General features: G+C 67.7%; 9 protein-coding genes and 1 pseudogene. 6 read left to right on the plus strand and 4 right to left on the minus strand.

All coding sequences use genetic code 11. The features are described from left to right. Positions 1–80: 80 nt before the first annotated feature. Positions 81–6,620, minus strand: coding sequence for an RHS repeat domain-containing protein (locus R4Z62_RS09215; RefSeq protein WP_491519520.1), 6,540 nt, complete (start codon positions 6,618–6,620; stop codon positions 81–83). Positions 6,621–7,094: 474 nt separating this feature from the next. On the opposite strand from R4Z62_RS09215, the gene R4Z62_RS09220 reads away from it, so the two are divergent. Continuing rightward, on the plus strand, positions 7,095–10,271 hold the full coding sequence (locus R4Z62_RS09220) for a hypothetical protein (RefSeq protein ID WP_491519521.1): 3,177 nt from the start codon (positions 7,095–7,097) through the stop codon (positions 10,269–10,271). An 84-nt stretch (positions 10,272–10,355) separates the two neighbouring features. On the opposite strand, the pseudogene R4Z62_RS09225 reads toward R4Z62_RS09220, so the two are convergent. Next, positions 10,356–10,520: pseudogene (locus R4Z62_RS09225) on the minus strand (helix-turn-helix domain-containing protein); the annotation flags it as partial. Between the two features lie 236 nt (positions 10,521–10,756). On the opposite strand from R4Z62_RS09225, the gene R4Z62_RS09230 reads away from it, so the two are divergent. From R4Z62_RS09230 to R4Z62_RS09250, 5 genes are all read left to right on the plus strand, one after another. Next, the gene (locus R4Z62_RS09230; RefSeq protein ID WP_491519522.1) at positions 10,757–11,650 is read left to right on the plus strand and encodes a ketopantoate reductase family protein; all 894 of its coding nucleotides are present in this window, start codon (positions 10,757–10,759) and stop codon (positions 11,648–11,650) included. Next, positions 11,650–12,600, plus strand: a complete 951-nt coding sequence (locus tag R4Z62_RS09235; protein ID WP_491519523.1) for a VOC family protein — start codon at positions 11,650–11,652, stop codon at positions 12,598–12,600. Before R4Z62_RS09230 ends, R4Z62_RS09235 begins: the two co-directional genes overlap by 1 nt. A 1,130-nt stretch (positions 12,601–13,730) precedes the next feature. Beyond that, a complete protein-coding gene (locus tag R4Z62_RS09240) occupies positions 13,731–15,107 on the plus strand; it encodes an IS1380 family transposase (RefSeq protein ID WP_491519524.1) in 1,377 nt (458 codons plus the stop codon). A gap of 335 nt (positions 15,108–15,442) precedes the next feature. Continuing rightward, positions 15,443–15,775: an IS66 family transposase gene (locus tag R4Z62_RS09245; protein WP_491519525.1), complete on the plus strand. Its 333-nt coding sequence runs from the start codon at positions 15,443–15,445 to the stop codon at positions 15,773–15,775. After that, positions 15,772–16,068 (plus strand): hypothetical protein, encoded by a 297-nt coding sequence (locus R4Z62_RS09250; protein ID WP_491519526.1) that lies wholly within the window; start codon positions 15,772–15,774, stop codon positions 16,066–16,068. The genes R4Z62_RS09245 and R4Z62_RS09250 overlap by 4 nt, the downstream gene beginning before the upstream one ends. Here the strand turns inward: R4Z62_RS09250 and R4Z62_RS09255 are convergent. Together R4Z62_RS09255 and R4Z62_RS09260 are read right to left on the minus strand one after the other, a co-directional pair. Next, entirely contained in the window at positions 16,044–16,445 is a 402-nt protein-coding gene (locus tag R4Z62_RS09255; protein WP_491519527.1) for a hypothetical protein, read from the minus strand. The genes R4Z62_RS09250 and R4Z62_RS09255 overlap by 25 nt on opposite strands. A gap of 19 nt (positions 16,446–16,464) precedes the next feature. Then, entirely contained in the window at positions 16,465–17,085 is a 621-nt protein-coding gene (locus R4Z62_RS09260) for a hypothetical protein (RefSeq protein ID WP_491519528.1), read from the minus strand. Positions 17,086–17,210: the final 125 nt, after the last annotated feature.

Raw genomic sequence — 17,210 nt, forward strand, 5'->3', positions numbered from 1 at the left:
CCGTTAAGAGCGACAGAGCGACGAACCTCAGTGCGCCGATCAGCAGCTTGGCAGCTGTTTGTCGCCGAACGGCCGAGGAGCTAACCAACACGTACCGTCACCGTCCCGTAGTACTCCTGGGCTATGCTCGAAAATGCATGCCCAGATGGCACATCGTCCACATGCCGCAAATGTAGAAGTGATCCCATGCCCGTTTTGTTGTACGACGCAAAAGCCACCGTAAATGAGCGAGATTCCTTAGATACGGCAACAACCTGGTACTCGATATTATAGCTGCCAAGGAAGGCAGTAGGAGTCTCGTTCCCCCTTCCGCCATTCGTGAGCATCCCGAGCAAATCCTTCCCGAAATTCGACTTCGCGTCGACATGATCCCGATTGCCTCCAAGTTTACTCAAGGGAGCCTTAAAGTCGGAGGAGATAATTTTTTGTGCCAATTCAGCCAATATTTCCTTATGGGTTGAATCCTGCATGATCTCCCTAGTCAACGGACTGCCGTCATCAAACGGGATATTATTCACTTCACCGTTCCCGTCGGCCCAGAGAAGGAGGATATCCCGCCACCCCAGTTGCGGAGAATTTCCCCCGATATAGTTACATGCGGCAGCCTCCCCACTATTAACCGCAGCACCCGGCACACACGGATGCGTATTCCCAGTGATGGCATTAATGTACTTTCCCAGCTGAATAGCTAGCTCTCGATGAAGGCCCGAATTCTCCTTTTTGACCAAGGAGTCCAGCGCCTTCACACATGTCGCATCACAACTACCAGCGACACCAGATGAACCACCACTGCCACCTCCTCCCCCACCATTGTTGCTGCCGCCGTTCCCGCCGCCACCCCCGCCGCAGTTGTAGTAGCAGCCGTCGTCGCCGACCTGCCCCGAGGGCTTGCCTGCGCCGTTGGGGTTGGCGGGGCCGGCCGGGCCTCCGTCGTTGCGGGGTTCGCTGTGGCCGGTGCCGTCGTCGAGCCAGGTTCCGGTGGGGTCGCTGTAGGTGGTGGGGTTGTGGGCGCTGTAGGCGTAGCCGCCGATGGTCTGGGGCTTGTCGAGTTCGAGGAGCGGGTCGACGCTGATGAAACGGCCGGTGGCGGGGTCGTAGTCACGGGCGCCGATGTGGGTGAAGCCGGTGGTGGGATCGGTGTCGCCGCCGATGAAGCCCTTCTGACCGGGCCAGAAGGTGGGCGCGGTGCCACGGGAAGCTCCGTACGGGAGGGTCTTGCGGCGGTTGGTCGCGAGAGTGGTGGCGGAGATGGAGAGCGTGTTGGTGCCATGGGGGTCCGCGACGAGGATGCGGACCCTTCCGTCGCTGCTGGTGCGCACCGCTGAGCCGCCGGGCACCGTGTAGTAGCGCGTGCCCGCCAGCGCGTTGGTGGCCTTGGTGAGGACGAGTTCCTGACCGCCAGGGAGGTAGAGGGTGGTGGCGGTGGGCTCCCGCTGGAGGATGCGGGTGCCGTCGGCGTCGTAGAGGAATCTGGTGGTGGCGCCGGAGACTCTGGAGGTGGCGAGCCTGCCTTCCTCGTTCCAGGTGAGGTCCTGGGCGGGACCACCGGCAGGCGTCTTCTTGGTCAGGTTCCCGGTCGCGTCGTACTGGTAGGTGTCGGCGCCGGTTGCTCCGCCGGTGGCGGTGACGGTCCGTACGGCGTGCGGCTGGGCCGCACCGGTGGAGGCGGGGTAGCCGTAGGTGCGCGTGGTGTCGGCCGTGACGGGGCCCGCCTTGTGCTGGGTCTCGGTGGCGCGGTCACCGCTGTCGGTGAAGGTCCAGCTGGTCCAGTACGGGTCGGTGCTGCCCAGGCTTGGCGTACCGGAGCCGTTGACGGGCTTGGTGGTGCAGCCGTCCCCCGTGATCCAGGCTTCGCTGAGGCGGCGGGCCCAGTCGTAGGTGTAGCACTGGTCGTCGACGACGGTGCCGTCGTTCTGGTCGTCGCGGACCCGGGTCAGGTTTCCGACGGTGTCGTAGGAGTACTTGATGTTGGACAGGGTCTTGGGGCCGGCGGCCTGGCGGTCGGTGATCGAGGTGGTCAGCCGCTGGGTGACCTTGTCGTAGCTCAGGGTCTGGGTGACGAGGGTGCCGAGGTTGCCGAGCTGCGCCTGGGCGAGCTGGCCGTAGGGGGTGTAGGTGGCGCCGCGCAGGTATGCCTGGGACAGGGTGCCGTCGACGATGGAGAGCTGGTCCTGGACGTAGTGGTCGGTGACCGTCTCCGCGGGCAGGGCCGTGGTGGCGTTGGTGTTGGTGGTGCTGTACGCGGTGGTGGCGGGCAGGCCGTTGACCGGAGTGGCGGTGGTCGCGACGGTGTAGGTACCGGCGAGCTTCTCCTCCCCGGCCACCGAGGGCACCGTGACCTTGCTGCCGGTCGGGCTGCCGGCGGTGTCGTAGCCGGTGACTTCCGTCTTGTAGGCGGCGGCCGGTGTGACGGATGTGTCGTAGCGGACGGAGGTGGCGGGCAGTCCCTTGCCTCCGGTGACCGTGTCGTAGGTCCACTCGGCGAGCTTGGTGCCCGTGGCGGAGCCGACGCGCAGACTCGTCTTGCGGCCGAGCTCGTCGTACGTGGTGGCCAGAGTGGTGTTGCGGGCGTCCGTGGTCGTGGCGACGCGGCCGTCGTTGCCGTAGACGGTGGTCCCGGCCCCCTTGTCGGGGTCGATCGAGGCGATCTGACGCCCACGCAGGTCGTAGGTGTACGTCCAGGTGTTGCGGCCGGACGCGTCGGTGACCTTGGTGAGGTTGCCGACCGGGTCGTAGGTGTAGCGCGTCGCTTCGTAGCGGTCGGCGGACGCACCGATGACCGGGGTGCGGTCCTTGTACTCGCGTCGTTCGATCGTGCGGCCGCGGATGTCGCTGACGGCCAGTTCAGCGGTGCCGCCCGCCGGGGGCAGCACAGCGGTCCAGGTGTCGCCGTAGGTGGTGGCGGTGCGCCACTTCTCCACGTTCAGGGAGAGGGTCACCGCTGCGGTGGGGCGGCCCCTGCCGTCGTACTCGGTCACCGTCGACGCGGGTATCTGGTTGGGCGTGACACTGAGCAGCGTCGTCGACACGGGCTGGTCGTTGTAGAACGGCGCATCCGTCTGGAAGGCGCGGCCGTGGGTGTCGTAGAAGGTGTCGGTGACGGTGCGGCCGGTCACGCCCACGGCGTCGGCCTGGGTCTGGCGCTCGCGCAACAACGAGTCGTACAGGGTGACGGAGGTGGCCCAGGTCCCGTCTTCACGGCGCTGCTTGGTCGTCACGGCCGAGGGCACGGTGGCGGAGACGCTGTAGGTGAAGGTGGCGTTGGGGTCCTCGGTGGTGGCCCGGCCCGTGCTCCACGCCTTGGTCAGACGGCCCAGGCTGTCGTACTGACTGGTCGCCGTTCGTCCGTTCGCGTCGGTCGTGGTGAGGGTGAGGCCGCGCAGTCCGTCGAAGGTGCTGGTGGCCGCCTGGTTCTTGACATTGGTGACGGTGACGGTGGTGGGCTGCGCGCCGGTGGCCGGTGTGTAGGCGGTGGTGACCGGCTGGTTGTCCTGGCCCCTGCTCGTGGTCACGCGGCCGTACTGGTCGTGCGAGGCCTGGCTGGTGGTCTCCCAGACAAGGGCGCCGTCGGCGCCGAGCTTCGACGCCTGTTCGGTCTTGGTGACGTTCGCCTGGCCGGGCTTGGGTGCCGTGCCGGGCGCCTGGCCGTCGTAGGAGGTGCGGGAAGAGCTGGTGATTCCGGTGTTGAGGATCCCACCGTCGCAGCGCGGGGAAGTGACGCTCACCGTTTCGCTGGGGTAGGCGATCAGCCAGTTGGCCGTGTCGGGGGTGACGTAGGTGGTACGGGTGCAGACGGGCTGGACGCCGTGCTCGCTGTCGCCGCTGTCGCCCTGGGAGGTGACCAGGCCGTAGACCGGGTCGTAGGTGCGCGTGGTGGTCAGAGTGCGCCACGTCGTGCCGTCGTCGAGCAGCGTGGAGGCTTTCTCGGTGACCGTTCCAGAGAGACGGGCGACGGCGTCGGGCAGGGCGGGGCCGTCGGTCCCCGGCTTGTCGGGGTCGGTGATCCCGGTGATGTGCTGGGTGGCGGTGGCGTCGGATTCCCAGGGGAGGTAGGTCGTTTTGGCGACGACCTTGCCGTCGGTGCCGTCCTTGTCGTAGGTGCGGGTCTCGGCCGCCCGGCCGGCGAAGTCTTCGCGGTCGGTGATGCCGTTGACCTTGGAGGCGTTTCTGGGGCTGCCGTCGGCGAGGGTGTCTCCCGCCATGCCGAGGAAGTAGCTGGTCTCGGTCTTGGTGCGGTTCGCCGTGCCGGTCAGGGTGCGGACGGTGCCGTATCCGCGGAAGGTGCTCCAACTGCGGTGCTTGTCGAGCGTGAACTCGCTGTCGTCCCGCCGCCAGTTCGGTCCGTCGGCGTACTCATAGGTCGTGGTCTTCGAGGGTGATCCGGAGCCCGCGGTGGTGTCGTCCTCGGTCACCTGGGTCACGACGTACTTGTGGAACCAGTCCTTGACCGGGTCGACGGCGCCGTCCGGTGTCCACCAGGACGGGTAGCAGCGCTTGGTGTTCTTGTCCGGTGCGGGCAGCTTGCCCGTGGTGCACTCGGTGGGGCTGTACGTGACCAGCGTGTCGGCGCCGGTCTCATTGGTGATGCGGGTGATGCGGTACTTGTTCAGCGGCGGCCGGCCCTCGGAGGAGTCCACCCGGTTGGGCATCAGAGTGGAGCCGAAGGTGATGGCCGGTGTGGACAGGTCGGCGAGAGCACCCGCCTTGGCGGTGTGCTGGACCGAGGCCAGCCACAGGCCCGGGGTGGAGACGTCACCGGTGCCCGGGTAGGACTGGGTGAGGCTCCAGGTGTCGACGGGCTGCATCGTGCCGCCCTGCAGAGCGAAGGTGTTGACCGCCTTCAGACGCTTGGTCGACCAGAACGTCGGAGCGGCCTCCAGGCACTGCTTGCCGTCCTTGCAGTCCAGATCGACAGGTACGTCCGGCCAGTTGGCGGCGTGGTCCTTGTCGAAGGTGCAGTCGGACAGGCACCGGTCCGCGACGTCGAACTTCACCTGACCGGCCGGGTTGGCAGTGGTGAGGGCCTCGCCCGCGCGCAGTCCGTAGTCGATCCGGGTCAGGTAGCCGCCGCGGGTGTAGGAGACCGGCTTGTCGATCTTGTTGTTCTGGGCGTAGTAGCCCAATTCCTTGGCGTAGTACAGGGCCATGGCGTCGCTGTGCGGGTCCACGACGTAGTCGAGATTCCAGCGCCAGCCCTGGGTCTGTGCCGAGGAGGCGAAGTCCGACCCGTGTCCGGGCTCACCGCTGTGGTTGCCGTAGACCGGGACGGTGAACACGGAGTTCGTCTCGCTCTTGCCGCTGCTCCAGCCGGGCAGCCGGTTCTTCCCGAACCAGTACTGGGTGCCGTCGGCGGTGGTGAGCTTCCAGTACTCGTAGTCCTGGTCGCCGTTCACGTCGTCCGGGGAACTGCCCTTGATCAGTTCGACGCGGGAGCCGTCGTCGTCAGCCTGCTTCCACACGTTGTTGCCCGCGTCCCACACCAGCGGTGTGGACCTGCCGTTCAGGGACAGGGTCGCGTTCTGGGACTTCCAGCACAGGTCACCGACCTTCTCGGTGTTGTTGCCGCCCTTCTTGTCGTTCTCGCACGGGGCGTAGGTCCGCTCGACATATCCGGGCGAGTACTCCCAGCCCTCACCGATCCAGGAAGTCTGGTTATTGGTGGAGGAGGTCCGGCCGTCCACGGCCGAGGAGTTGTAGGAGAGTCCGACCTTGGGCTCAAGGCCGCCCGGTACGGGCGGTACCCCGAAGGGGATGTTCCAGCCGAACCCGCCGGAGTTCCCGCCCGCCGACCACGATCCGGACGCGGTCAGCGAGGTGGCCTTGAAAGAGCCCGCGTCGCCGGAGGCGCCGGCCTCGGCGGCGAGTACCACCGTGCCCTGCGCGGAGGACTTGCCTGCGGCGGGGGAACCCGGTGCCTCGGCAGGAGGAAGCGCGACCGTCGCGGTCAGGGTGTGCGACTTCGTGTCGTTGTCCGTCGCCAGCGGTACGCCCTGGCGGCATCCGACCGCCTCGGGGGTCGTCAGCGCGCAGGCGGGCAGTTGCACGAGACGCAGACGTGAGGCCCAGTCCGCACCGTAGGCCGCGGTGATGCCTGTGTAGTCCACCTGGACATCGGCCGCTCCGGCCGTGCCCGAGGTGTCGGTGGGCCGGAGCGACAGCAGCAGGCCCTCGATCCCCGCCCGTTGGGCGGCGGTGCGGTCGGCCACCTTCACGTGCAGCCGGTCAGGTGCCGTGCTGCCGGTGTCCCGGACCATCTTGCCGCTCCCCCGGACCGGGTGGGAGGCCCTGCCGACGCTGACCGGAAGCGAGCCGGCCCGCACGCGGCGCTCACCGTCGTGCGCCTTCGGCTTCGATCCCGCCGTGACCGCGGGCAGCACGACGTCTGCTTCCCCCGCACCCGGCCAGGCCGCTTTCCCCGGTGGGTGCCAGATGTTCAGATCGGACTGCGAACGCACCGCCGTGTGATGGGTGACCAGGTCCGTGCCCGGCACCGATACGGGCTTGGGCACGGCACGCGGGGAGAAGGGACCAGCGGGCGCGGCCCAGCTCGGCGCCTCGAGCAACGTCATGCACAGGACCACGGCGAGCAGACCGGCCAGGGCGGTCACCAGGCCGCGCACCCGCAACAACCGAGGTGCCGAAAACGGCATGGCAAAGCTGCGGCGGAACGCCATGGAAATCCCCACCCTCAGACCTGCTCGCTACAAAGATCAGACACAGGAAACCCGATTAAGTGCCCCATACACAAGAGGAAAAGTGGCGAATTTAAGACGTCGGCAGAAGCCTCTTGAGTCAAAGCGATCTTCACACCACCAACACATCCCAATACGTTTCCACTGGTAGGAATGGGGGGCAAAAATAGACAAATATTTACAATAAGTACACATGTGGAGGTGATGTGAATACTCGCGCGAGTTGCCGGAACGCAAACGCAGCCCACGTGCTCGGAGATCGAATGCTCCACAATTCAGCGACAGGATTCGCGTACTCTCCGGGGCGTACTCCCTGAAAGGAATCTGATGAAATATCCTCGCCTCATACGTCGTGGAAGGAGGCGTCTGGCAACGGCACTCCTCGCCCTCTCTTTCTCGGCGGTGGCAGGTGTCAGCGCGCAGACGCTCCCGGCCGCAGCCGCAGCCACCGCCCCGGAGGAGGACAGTCCGCCCGCCGCGCCGCCGGCCAGTTCCGAGAACAAGGCGGCCGGCCTCGCCGCGAAGAGCGGGCAGCCCGTCGAGATCCTGGACCGGCGCGAGGAGGACGCCGAGACGTTCGCCAACCCTGACGGGACCACCACCCGCCGCCAGTACTCCACCCCCGTGTGGTCGCGCTACGAGGGCGTGTGGAAGAAGGCCGACGCCACCGTGGTCCGTCGGCCGGACGGCACGGTGGGCCCCGCCTCAGCGACCTTCGGGATCACCTTCTCCGGCGGCGGCACCACTCCCTTGGCATCCATGACCAAGGACGACAAGCAACTGTCACTGTCATGGCCCACAGCTCTGCCGCAACCGGTTCTGGAGGGCAACACCGCCCTGTACAAGTCGGTCCTGCCAGGCGTCGACCTGAAGGTCATCGCCGAGGTCGACGGGTTCGCGGAAGACCTGATCATCAACACCCCGCAGGCCGCCGCCGATCCGGCCGTCCGAAGCATCAGACTCGGCGTCGGCACCGTCGGCGTCACCCTCGCCGACGACGGGAGCGGCAACCTGACCGCCGTGGACGCGGACGGCAACGCCGTCTTCAGCGCCCTGCGGCCCAAGATGTGGGAGCAGCCGTCCCTCCCCGGCGCTGCCGCGAAGAGAACGCACATCAGCGCGGCCGACACGGACGGTCAGCCGAGATCCGCTCCGGTGGGCGTCGAGGTCTCCGGCGACACCCTCACCCTGACACCGGATCCCACCCTGCTGGCCACCGCCGATCAGTTCCCGCTGGTGGTGGATCCGCCCTTCTCCGGCGGCAAGCGCAAGAAGTGGGCTGTCGTGTACTCCGCGACCCCGGGCGCCGACTATCCCAACGGCTCGGGATGGAACTCCGACAACCCCAGCGACGAACCCCGGGTCGGCTTCAACGGCACCGGCAGGACCCGCTCGTTCTTCGCGATGGACACCAAAGGGCTGGCGGGCGCGGACATCCTCAAGGCCACCTTCGCCGTCGTCGAGACCCACTCCTGGGGCTGTGACGCCTCGGCCGCCGGGCCGACCGAACTGTGGTCCACCGGCAGCATCGACACCACCCCCACCTGGAACAGCCAGCCGATCTGGTCGCAGAAACTCGACTCCGCCTCCTACGCCCACGGCAACCCCACGTACTGCCCGGGGAATCTCGGACACGACTACCACTCCGACGCGCTGACCGACTACATCCAGAAGGCCGCCGACAGCGGCTGGAGCACGCTCGCCTTCGGTCTGCGGGCCGAGAGCAGCCACGAAGGTGACCACGACAGCTACAAGCGGTTCACCAACAACCCGGCTCTGGAGATCACCTACAACTTCAAGCCCACCGTCGACGAGTACCACGCCTACGAAGGCACCTGGAGCCCCGGCGGAGACGGCAACAAGCAGGTCCCCTGCAAGGGTCTGGTCGGCAACAGCGGGATAGCACTCACGGCGAAGCTCATCGACAAGGACGGAGGGAAGGTCACCGGCGAGTTCTCCGTGGTCAACTCCGCCGGCAAGACGGTCGCTTCCGCCACCGACACGGTTGCCAACGGACAGACCGCCTCGGTCACTGTGGCAGCCGGCAAGATCCCCAACGGGTCGTACACGTGGACGGTCCGCGCCAAGGACGACGAGAGCACCACCAGCAGCACCACCGCACCCTGCGGCTTCACCGTCGACCGCATCGGGCCTGCCGACGCCGTCGTCGTGACCAACACCGACGGCACGGCCGCGGACGAGGCCACCGACATCTACACCGCCCGCAAGGCTCTCCCATTGCAGCTCAGCAACACCGCCGACGACCTGGCGGGCTTCTGCTGGAACACCGACCAGTACATCTCCGTCTCCAGCACCCGCTGCTCCAACGGCAACTGGGTCGACGTCGGCACCGACCACCACAGCGCGCGCATCACCATCACCCCCAGCGGCACCCCGAACAGCACCCTGCACGTGCTCGCCTTCGACAAGGCCGGTAACCACTCCCCCTACGACCGGGCCAGCGACGCCGTCATCCTCAGTACCACTCCCTCCGACTTCGTGTACGCCCCCGCCAAGAACCCCGGCACCGGTCTGGCACACACGGATCTCCCGGGCGACCTCACCGGCGACGGCCACACCGACATGGTCGCCATCGACGCGACCAGCAAGCTGCGCCTCTACGCGGGCGACGGCACCGGCAGGGTCTCTCCCGCCGACATCGTGGGCACGGGCGGCTGGAGCAACGCCCTCATCGCCCACCGCGGCGACCTGCGCGGCTTCACCGGCCAGGGCGCCGCACCCGACGGATACGAGGACTTCGTCGTCCGGCTGAGCAACGACAAGCTCTATGTCTACGGAGGCGACGGACTCGGCCGGCCCGCCTACGACACCCGAACCGAACTCGTCCATCCCAATGTCGACACCGCCCCCGACTGGCGCCGCATCCGGCAGATCGTCACCCCCGGTGACATCGACCGGAACAACACGCCGGGCCATGAAGCAGGCAACGACCTCATCACCATCGAGTGCACGACCGACGCCTGCACGGACGCCCAGCTGTACCTCTACACCGGCAACACGATCGGCGGCGGGGGCCAGGACCAGACCGAACCGTTCGACCTCAACAACCGCACCGTCATCGGCACCCGCGGCTGGAAGGACTACACCAACCTCGCCCTCGGTGACCAGAACGGGGACGGCGTCCAGGACCTGGTCGCCCGCAACCCCAGCACCGGCGAGCTCTTCCTCTACCCCGGCCGCATCACCGACGGAACGTACTCTCTCGGCACGCGCGTGCTGTACGGGACGTCGGGCTGGGACCGCCGCCCGCACCTCGCCTCACCGGGCAACGTCCAGGGAACCGTCACCACCGGCACCTACAGCGACCCCGACGCCGGAACCGACATCACCTACCATCAGTTCCAGCCCACCGCCGGTGAGACCTACGGCGACGTCTGGGCCACCACACCTGCGGACGCGAACTACACCGTCAGTTACACCGACGACTCCGGTGCGGAACAGACCACCAAGTGCCCCACGGGGTGCCTGCTCTTCTATCCCGGCACCCCCACCACCCTTCGCAAACCGAAGCTCGTGGGAACGAGCAGCTGGGACACCACCATCACCGACATCTCCTGAGCCTGCCGCTCACGGCTGAGCAGGACCGGCCGGGCCTCGGCGGCGGGGGCGTCCGTGTGTGGGACGCCCCCGCCGCGGCCTGTGCGAGGTGTGCAGCAGCCGCCCTGCCGAGGTCGGCGCAATCCCGCGCGGGTGGCGTTCGAGCAGGCTGGGTCCCACTTCCCGCTTGAGTCGCTTCACGTGCCGGCTGACGGCCGACTGCGTACAGCCCAGGTCACGGGCGGCGGCAAAGACACGGAGATCGTCAATTAGCGCGGGACCCAAGCTATTGCTTGGGCATTTCCTAGCAAACCCGTGGATTGACTTAGGTCCCGGCAGGTTTGATCATCGTTCCGGGCCCAGGGCGGCGACCCGCCCGCTGTCTCTTCCGTGGTCCGGACGCGGTCCTGAATGCGGGCGGGTGCCGACTCACCACGGGCCCGACCGGCTTCCCGGCCCCGGCCGCCCCACCTCTCGACTCATTGATTTCCCGGACAGGAGCACACATGAGCACAAGCAGGACGACCGTGGCGGTTCTCGGCCCAGGCGGCGTCGGCGGCCTGGTCGGCGCGCTGCTCGCCCGTGCCGGACACCGCGTCGTCTGCCTGGCGGGGGAACAGACCGTTGCCGTGCTGCGCCAGGACGGGTTGCGCGTCGACAGCAACCGGTACGGGGAGTTCACCGTGGCGGTGGAGTCCGACACCGAGTTGCGCGAGCCGGTAGATGCCGTCTTCGTGACGGTCAAGCAGACCGCGCTCGCCGAGGCGCTCGACCGCATCCCGGCCGAGGTGCTCGGCACGGCGGTCGTGGTACCGCTGCTCAACGGCCTCGACCATCTCGCCGTACTCCGCGAGTGCTTCCCCTCTGCCCGGGTCGTCGCGGGCACCATCCGGGTCGAGGCCACCCGCACGGCGCCTGGCCGCATCGCCCACACCAGCCCTTTCGCCGACCTTGAACTCGCCGCCCCCCTGGATGACTTCGTGGAGCTGCTGCGACAGGCCGGTCTGGGCGTGACCGTACGCGAGGACGAGAGCGCGATGCTCTGGGACAAACTGGCCTTCCTCGCTCCGTTCGCCCTGCTGACCACCCGCCACCAGTCCGACGTCGGTGCCGTCCGTGATCGGCACCGGCTCGAGCTGCTCACCGTCCTCGACGAGATCGCGGCCGTAGCCCTCGCCGCCGGCACGCCGGTGAGCGCCGAGGGGCTACTCTCCTTCTTCGACCGCGTCCCTGGGACGATGAGGTCCTCGATGCAGCGCGACGCCGAGGCCGGCCGCCCGCTCGAACTCGACGCCATCGGCGGAGCCGTCCTGCGCGCCGGAGCCGCCCACGGCATCGCCGTCCCGGCCACCGCCCGACTGGTCGCCGAGGTGGCGCAGTCCGCGAAACGGGTGGCCTGATGGGGCGGCCCGCCCCGGCGCGATGGTCCCGGGCCGAGGAGTTCCTGTCTGCCCGCGGCGCCGCCCGGACGGCCCATCCGGGCGGAACGCTCCTGGACCACCTGCACCGCGTCGCGCGCTTGCTCTCCGCCTGGGACGCCGCCCCTGACGTCCAGCTCGCGGGGCTGTGCCACGCCGCCTACGGAACGGACGGATTCGACGGGTCGCTCCTGGGCATCACCGAGCGCGGGGTGCTCGCCGAACTGATCGGCGATCGCGCGGAGGCCCTGGTGTACCTGTACGCAAGCTGCGACCGGGCGACCGTCTATCCGTGCCTGGGCAACGGACTTCCGGTGGTCTTCCATGACCGCTTCACGGGCCGGGAACACACTCCGGCCGAGGCGGACGTACGCGCCATCGTGGAGATCACGGCCGCCAACGAGCTCGACGTACTGGCCCACCACGCCGGGCTGGCCGAACGCCACGGCCCGGCCCTGTGCCGCCTGTTCGCCCGCTCACGCGATCTGCTGTCCGCACCCGCGTGGAACGCCTGCGCCGAGCATCTGGCCCGGTACGCCCCCGAGCCGGGGATCGTGATCAGCGGCCTGGACCACCTGGTGCTGACCGTCACCGACGTCGAGCGGACCACCGCCTTCTACCAGCGGGTCCTCGGCTTACGGCCCGTCACCTTCGGGGAGGGGCGCCGCGCGCTGGGCTTCGGCAGCAGCAAGATCAACCTCCACCGGGCAGGCCGCGAACGCCTGCCCCACGCCGCCCGACCCACCCCCGGCAGCGCCGACCTCTGCCTGGTCACCGAGACCCCGCAGGAACAAGTGCTGGCCCATCTGGCCGCCTGCGGGGTACCCGTGGAGAAAGGCCCGGTACCGCGCACCGGCGCCCTCGGCCCGATCCTCAGCACCTACCTGCGCGACCCGGACGGCAACCTGATCGAAATCTCCACCTACACCTGACCAAGCCCCTGGGCGGGTGAAGCTGTTGCCCCAAGCCTCCAGCCGAGAGCCGCGCAACGCCGAGCGTCCCACCTTGACCTGGTGACAGAACGATTGCTGATGGAGCGGCTGTGACAAGTAGCCCGTCTCCCAGGTGACACCCAGGCTGCTTCGGCCCGGCTCTTCTGCCGGCCTCTTCGGCTCTGCCGGTGACAACTGTCGAGCCTCGGCACAGCACGGTCGGTCGATCGGGTCACGCAGTGTTCGCCCGGCGCATCTCCATATACCCGGCTCTTCACCACCAGCCCCTGGCCACCGTCGGCTCCCCTGTGTGCTTGACCAGCCGCACCCACAGATCACTCGTGGCGGGCGAAGTCCGGCACGCCCTCGACCGACGCCGGATCGTCGATCGACCGTGCCGGAGCACCTTCCGGTGGGCGAACCCGCGAGACAGAGATGCCGTGCACGCAAGCGCCACACCACAAGAGCACGTACCCGACCCGGGTTTCAGGCTCGACGATATACCTGACCTCAAGCCGGCCCTGGCCGCAGTCCGGACACGAGGCCAGGCCCACCTCACCCTGCCGGTCGACCACCTGGCCCAGTACCCGCAGCCATGAACCGCACTCGCCCACGTGGGCAATTCTCGAACATCCAGCTCGCCCGAAATGCACCTACGAAGAACACGCGTCACAGTCGGGCGATCAAGAATCACCGCAAGCCCTTCACTGAGGTCACACCGGCCGACAGTTTCCATCACTCCGTCCAGTGGATCAGCCCAGCTGATCAGCCTGGTCAGTGCCCCATAAGATTCAGATTCCAACATCACACAACAGCACCTCATTTGAACTTAATGTGAGCGATAGTTCCGTCAGGGAGCCAAGTCGCCTTGAAGGCCAACTCCGTGACACCCTTTACATCGACCCGCTTTCGATAGATGGCAAAGGATCCTGAAACCCTCCCAGGCGCCTTGTAGCTGAACTCGGCGCCGCCTTCGGGAAGGCGAATTATGTAGCTGTTCGCATCTAACCTCGCGCTTTCACGAGTTGGGCTGTCCAAGCATTGATCAGAAACACGGAAAGTGCCCTTGACCTGCAACGATGGGACTTGCTGAGGGTCCTGTTGGCTGCAAGGAAAAGAGCACTTCCCAGGTGAGAGAGCCTATCTCGTCGTACCCACGTGTCCGTGTCCAGGGAGACGGTCGGCAGGTGGTCTCGCAGGCCGGTGCGGTCCTGCTGCTGGAGACGGTCCGCAAGACGGGTCTTGACCAGGCGGTATCCGCAGCTCTGGCGCCGTGGCGGAAGCCGCGGGCCGTTCATGATCCCGGCAAGATCCTCCTGGATCTCGCTCTGGCGGTCGCATTGGGCGGGGACTGCCTCGCGGACGTCGCCATGCTGCGGTGCGAGCCGGCCGTCTTCGGCCCGGTCGCCTCCGATCCGACCGTCTCCCGCCTGATCGACACCCTTGCCGCCTCCGGCGAGAAAGCCCTGCGAGCCGTCCGAAACGCGCGGTCAGAAGTCCGTGATCGTGCCTGGTCGTTGGCCGGTGAGAACGCCCCGGACTCCGATGGCCAGGTCACCGTCGACCTCGACGGCGTCCTGCTGATTGCGCACTCCGACAAGCAGGATGCGGCCGCGACCTGGAAGAAGACCTACGGCCATCACCCACTGACGGCCTTCGTCGACCACGGACCGGGCGGAACCGGCGAGCCCGTCGCCGCTCTTCTCCGGCCGGGCAACGCGGGCTCCAACACAGCCGCCGACCACATCACCACCGCACGGCTCGCCCTGGCACAGCTGCCGAAGAACCACCGGCGGGGACGGCAGACGCTGATCCGCACGGACTCCGCCGGCGGCACCCACGACTTCGTGTCCTGGCTCGCGAAGCGAGGCCGATGGCTGTCCTACTCGGTCGGCATGGTGATCACCGAGACCATCCACCAGCATGTGCTGAAGATCCCGGCCCTGACCTGGACCCCGGCCGTCGAGGCCGACGGCACGGTCCGTGACGGGGCCTGGGTCGCCGAGCTCACCGGCAGCCTGCTGGACGGCTGGCCGAAGGGCATGCGACTGATCGTCCGCAAGGAACGGCCGCATCCCGGGGCCCAGTTGCGGATTACCGACGCGGACGGCATGCGGATCACGTGCTTCGCGACCAACACCCCGGACCGTCCCATCGCCGAACTCGAGCTCCGGCACCGGCTGCGGGCCCGCGCCGAGGACCGGATCCGGGCCGCCCGGTCCACCGGCCTGCGCAACCTGCCCCTTCACCACACCGCACAGAACAAGGTCTGGCTGGAGATCGTCCAGATCGCGCTCGACCTGCTGGCCTGGATGCCCATGCTCGCCCTGACCGGCCAGGCCCGTCTCTGGGAGCCCCGCCGCCTGCGGTTCCGCCTGCTCCCCACCGCCGCCCAGCTCATCACCACCGGCCGGCGCCGCATCCTCCGTCTCGCCCGCCACTGGCCCTGGACCGGTGAGGTCACAGGCTCCCTCGAACGGCTTGCACTCCTGCCGAACCCCGGCTGACCAGCACCCTTCCCGTCCCTACGAGAGAGCCGCCACAGACCGGAGCAGTGGAACCCGGCGTCCACCCGAGACGACACACGGGCCCTCGCAGTGCCCGCCATCAGCCATCGAAAGCGAAACGGTCCACCGACTCCGTCGGCGGACCGTCATGCAAGATCGAGGCTAACCGGCGCAGTGTTCGGGGTGTCCAAGCGGCAGGTGTTCGAGGTGGCCCCGCCTCCGCCGCCGACGACCTGCCCGGGTTGCGGGCAGGTCACCGTGGGCACGGCACCGTCGGGGGCGGGTGGTCGAGTGCAGTGGGGGCCGGGTGTCAAGGCCGCGCGATGCTCGCGGTGATGCCCATCACCTGCCCTTCGGCCGCGCGAGGCGGCTTCTGCGTGACCTGGCAGGCGTTGACTGCTCGACCGGACGACAAGTGCACCGCGCTGCACACCGGCGGCCGCACCACCGCCGACATCGACGCCGGTCAGACCCTGGACGGCTTCAGCGGGATCCTGGTCCGCGACGGCTACGGCGGCTACGCGCACCTACTGGACGCCGTCCACGTGTGGTACGGCGCGCACACCCTGCGCGACCTCAAGGCCGTCCACGACACCGACCCCGACCAGCAGACCGGCGCCGAGGCCATGGCCAACGGGCGGGCCGGTTCGACAAGCACCGCGACATGAACCTGGCCTTCGTCCACGACCTGACGATCCCCTTCACGAACAACCCGGCCGAGTTGGAGGTGAGAGGCGCGAAGGTCCGCCAGCGGGTCTCCGGCTGTCGGCGGACGCTGGACGGACCCGCCGACCTCGCCGTCATCTGGTCCTACCTGTCCACCGCCGCCAAACACGGCCTCGACCACCTCGACGCGCGCACCCAGCTCTTCACCACCGGCCCCTGGCTGCCACCAGAGCCGTCAGTTCCCCCCGGTCTGAGCCCATCGGCACCGCATCACCACGCGCTCAGGACGGCCTGAGCCGCCGTGAGGGGATCCCGATGGTGCAGCAGAGTGTCAACCACGCTCCGCAGCAGGTCGCCTGCGAGCTTGAACGCCATCTCGGAGGACCCTGCTTCGTCGAAGCCCGCGCGGTCGACCCGCAGCAGCCCGGCCGGCAAAGCTCTGACTGCAGGGTCCCCGGCCAGCCCGTCGAGTACTGCACCGGCGAAGTCGCGCGGCAATCCAGCCACCAGTGGACTGCCGAGCTCGCTGGCACACGTGGCGACCGCGCCAAGCCCCATCGCCTCGCAGAATGGGACCTCGAACACGGTCGACGAACCCTGCGGGTCCGGCGAGAACTCGGCTCCGAGCAACGCCCGCATGGTCATCCCACCAAACGCCCGGCTCAGTTCCACGACCGCCCGTACCGCGCGCTCAGGGCCCGGCGAAGCGGAACGTTCGCAGCGTGCCACGTGCATCGCGACGTACGCAGCAGACGACTCGTCTGTCCGAACCGCGGCACGACGGCCGCCTTCTGCAAGGATGATACCGTGGCTCCAATCCCCATGCGCGACGCCAGTTGTCGTTGAACATCTCCGGGAACTGGTCGATCACTTCGGGCGTGTAGTTCTTCATCAGAGGGTGCGTCTGTAGCACCAGCTCGTGGGCATCCTCATACGACATACCGCCATCCATCATCCCGGCCTCGGTGAGCTCGTGTCGCATGAAGTTCTGCTCGCCCTCGGAGAGCAGACGCCCATCTGCCATGCCCTGACGGATCCCATCGATCATGGCATCGTTCGCCGGAGAATGATCGGGCTCGGGACGTCCCAGATGATTCGAGACCCGCGTCAGATCCTCGGGTGAATAGCTACGGACGGAGCCTTCGGCTCCTGTACTTGAGCCCGCTGCCTCGGAAGAAGCCTCCGAGAACGCCTTCCCCAGAGGGTCCGCGCCGTTCTGGGCGGTTCCGTAGCCTGCGGCAGCGATGCCGAGTCCGCCGACGATCGAGGGGACTCCGGCGAGGCAGAGGACACCGGTTCCGCATTCGATCACGCCGGAGAAGGCAAGGGCCAGGCCGCCCCCTCCGCCGGCTATTCCGCCGCCGAACTGGATCAGCCCGCTCCAGAAGTTGGGGTCATGGGCCAGGGTGTTTCCGTAGGTGGTGGGGTTGTGGGCGC

The organism is Streptomyces sp. PL-25 (assembly GCF_058344915.1).